This window comes from Mycobacterium sp. 1245801.1 (genome assembly GCF_001673055.1).
Taxonomy (GTDB): domain Bacteria; phylum Actinomycetota; class Actinomycetes; order Mycobacteriales; family Mycobacteriaceae; genus Mycobacterium; species Mycobacterium europaeum_A.
This window is the reverse complement of record NZ_LZKY01000095.1, coordinates 1-2,400: the sequence shown is the minus strand read 5'-3', so window position 1 is coordinate 2,400 and position 2,400 is coordinate 1. Positions and strand designations below refer to the sequence as shown.

Annotated in this window: 6 protein-coding genes; all 6 read left to right on the top strand. The window is 62.5% G+C overall.

The genetic code is table 11. The features are described from left to right. The first annotated feature begins 259 nt into the window (after positions 1-259). On the top strand, positions 260-547 hold the full coding sequence (locus A5622_RS05765) for a hypothetical protein (RefSeq protein ID WP_066877244.1): 288 nt from the start codon (positions 260-262) through the stop codon (positions 545-547). After that, positions 523-1,077 carry a DUF732 domain-containing protein gene (locus tag A5622_RS05760; RefSeq protein WP_082994535.1) on the top strand — a complete coding sequence of 185 codons (555 nt, stop codon included), beginning with the start codon at positions 523-525 and terminating at the stop codon, positions 1,075-1,077. Before A5622_RS05765 ends, A5622_RS05760 begins: the two co-directional genes overlap by 25 nt. Then, positions 1,074-1,250: a hypothetical protein gene (locus A5622_RS28945; protein ID WP_156752855.1), complete on the top strand. Its 177-nt coding sequence runs from the start codon at positions 1,074-1,076 to the stop codon at positions 1,248-1,250. Before A5622_RS05760 ends, A5622_RS28945 begins: the two co-directional genes overlap by 4 nt. 37 nt (positions 1,251-1,287) lie before the next feature. After that, the gene (locus A5622_RS05755) at positions 1,288-1,578 is read left to right on the top strand and encodes a hypothetical protein (protein ID WP_066877239.1); all 291 of its coding nucleotides are present in this window, start codon (positions 1,288-1,290) and stop codon (positions 1,576-1,578) included. After that, positions 1,578-1,808, top strand: a complete 231-nt coding sequence (locus tag A5622_RS05750; protein WP_066877237.1) for a hypothetical protein — start codon at positions 1,578-1,580, stop codon at positions 1,806-1,808. Before A5622_RS05755 ends, A5622_RS05750 begins: the two co-directional genes overlap by 1 nt. 255 nt (positions 1,809-2,063) lie before the next feature. Then, on the top strand, positions 2,064-2,330 hold the full coding sequence (locus tag A5622_RS05745; RefSeq protein WP_156752854.1) for a hypothetical protein: 267 nt from the start codon (positions 2,064-2,066) through the stop codon (positions 2,328-2,330). Positions 2,331-2,400: the final 70 nt, after the last annotated feature.

Below are 2,400 nucleotides of genomic sequence, written 5' to 3'. Positions count from 1 at the left end.
CGCTCGACATGCCCTTCACGAACCTATTGGCCACGGTGGGGCGTTGCTGCGGTTCCGACGTCGCCGACGCGGCGGCGAGTAGGCCACCGAGGTCGAGGTCGATGCTGACCAGCGTAAATAGGCCGAGGGGCTTGATCGAGATCGTCACGTCGTAAGCGTACAACGTTTGATGTTGACATGTCTAGTAGTTGTCGCTACCGTGTTGCAGCATGCACATTCACGCTCGCCGGCACTCGCCATGTAACGCTTGCTGGTTGATATGAGCCCGCGGGTCGAACACGTCACCATCGCATCTACCGTTGTCGGCGAGCCCGCCGCCTGCGTCAACGGCGAACTGCTCGAGCCTGGCACTGAGGTGTCCATCCGCGGCAAACGTGGCCGCTTCAAATACCTGCGTGCCAGCGAGACGTCGGAAGGCCGAGTCGTTCTCGACTTCATCGGCGGCACCATCGGCCACGAGACCTGGCACAGCTTCTACCCGGAACGCATAGCAAACGTCCACAAATCAACTACCATGCGTACATGGCGGAATCGGAGGAAACCATGAGCGTTGACCACGGCGAGGATCTGATCGGGGACGCCGAAACCGGCTTCTGGCCCGACAGCGAAGCGCCGCAGGCATATGCCGCTGACACCGTTGCGGATTACCCGCCGACGGGGTCGGATCCGTATCAATCTGCTACAGACGATCCCGCGCCTGCCCGGCGCAACTGGTGGGCGCTATCGGTCGCCGCGCTGCTCGCTTCTGCGGCCGCGCTCGTGGTGGCGGGCGTTCACGGGGTGCGTGAGCTGTCGGCCCCGGCCACCCCGACGGTCATCACGAAAACTGTGGTGGCGGCCGCGCCCGACCGCGACCAGCCGTTCCTCGACGACCTGAACCGCGCCGGCATCCACTACACCAACCGCGACGCGGTGGTGGGGGACGCCTATGTGGTGTGCGTCGGTATCCGCACCGGGCACACCGTCGACGAGATGCAACAAACCTACGCTCAGGCGCTCAAGCACCCGGTGTCTGAGATGGCCCATTTCATCGACCTGGCGCACATGCACTACTGCCCCGAACTGGTGCTCAAGTGAACCGCGGGGTGAGTGGCAAAGCGAAATTCGAGCTGCGTCAGATCCTGATCGCTGAGCAAGAGATTTGGGACGCGGTGACCGCGTGGGCACGGTTTAAACGGATGCCGTTGAAAAAAGTCGAGACCGCCGCCGACGACGACATACCCACGTATCGTTCAGCCACGGACAACTGACGTAACGCAACGTTATCGGTACTCCACAGGAGATGAAATGAGCAGAATCACTGACCACTGCGGGCCATACGAGGCTCCGGAGCATTTCACGCGCCACATAACCGTCGAACTACCCGAGCCGTCCGACACTGACGACAACGGCCAGGTCTACTTCGGCGATTACGACATTCGCGTCGACAACACCGGAGGTTCGAGCGGCCCTGGTGACATCTGGACAGACTTCGGGCTAGGCAGCGAAGTCCTCGGATGCTTCACTCCCACTGAGGTCCGCAGAATCGCCGCCGAGCTTCTGGCAGCGGCAGTGCTCGCAGAATCCAAGCTCGCATAATGCCTGACATAGAAGCGAAGCAGTTCTTCGGGGAGTTGGCCGTGTTCGTGGCGACACACTCGTCACAAGGTAAGAAACTCCCCAAGAGCCAATGGCACCCGCACATCAGCGATGGACGCTTCGGGGAGTGTTACGAAGGCGACTCTGCCGGGGCGCGAGAGCTAGCCGCCGATTTATTGGCCGCCGCCGATGCTTACGACGTCTTAGCGACAGAACTCAACCTGACGTAAAGCCCCCAAGTTATCGGCAAGGAGAAACGATGGGTGACGAGCCTGTGGTGGCGAGCATGTTCCCGCAACCGAAGCGGCCTGAGCCGCCCTGTGGCTGTGACTGGTGGGCCTGCCCCGACTGCCACCCAGAGAATGACGACGAGACGACATAAGGAGAAGATATCGGTGATTACCCTACTGTGCATCGTCGGCGCCGCGGTACTCGTCGGCACGCTACTGGGCCGGCGCAAGCCGCGCCGCTAGGAGAAATAGCCGGTGACCATTAAACGCGCCGTCGACGTGCAAGTCGGCGACCTGCTCGCCCCGGCCGGGCTGCTGGTGCACAAGGTCGAACACGAGCCCGACGAACAGTGGCAACGCAAAGGCGGCCGCGGCCGCAACGCCGTGTTCCTGACGTTCGGGCCGCCGCCACTGTTCCGGATGTGGTTCGGCGAGTACGACACCCCCGTCGAGGTGCTCGACGGATCAGCAGGGCAGCCCGCCCGACCCGACGCACGGGACCGTGATGGGCATGCACCCTGACGTCGCCCCGCAGACACCACACGCCACCACCAACGCCACCAAAGCTTTCCTCACCATGGTCATAGGCTGG

Excerpts from the sequence above, each read along its gene's own strand:
- A5622_RS05765 (WP_066877244.1), top strand. The coding sequence starts at position 260 with ATGAGCCCGCGGGTCGAACACGTCACCATCGCATCTACCGTTGTCGGC.
- A5622_RS05760 (WP_082994535.1), top strand. The coding sequence starts at position 523 with ATGGCGGAATCGGAGGAAACCATGAGCGTTGACCACGGCGAGGATCTG.
- A5622_RS05755 (WP_066877239.1), top strand. The coding sequence starts at position 1,288 with ATGAGCAGAATCACTGACCACTGCGGGCCATACGAGGCTCCGGAGCAT.
- A5622_RS05750 (WP_066877237.1), top strand. The coding sequence starts at position 1,578 with ATGCCTGACATAGAAGCGAAGCAGTTCTTCGGGGAGTTGGCCGTGTTC.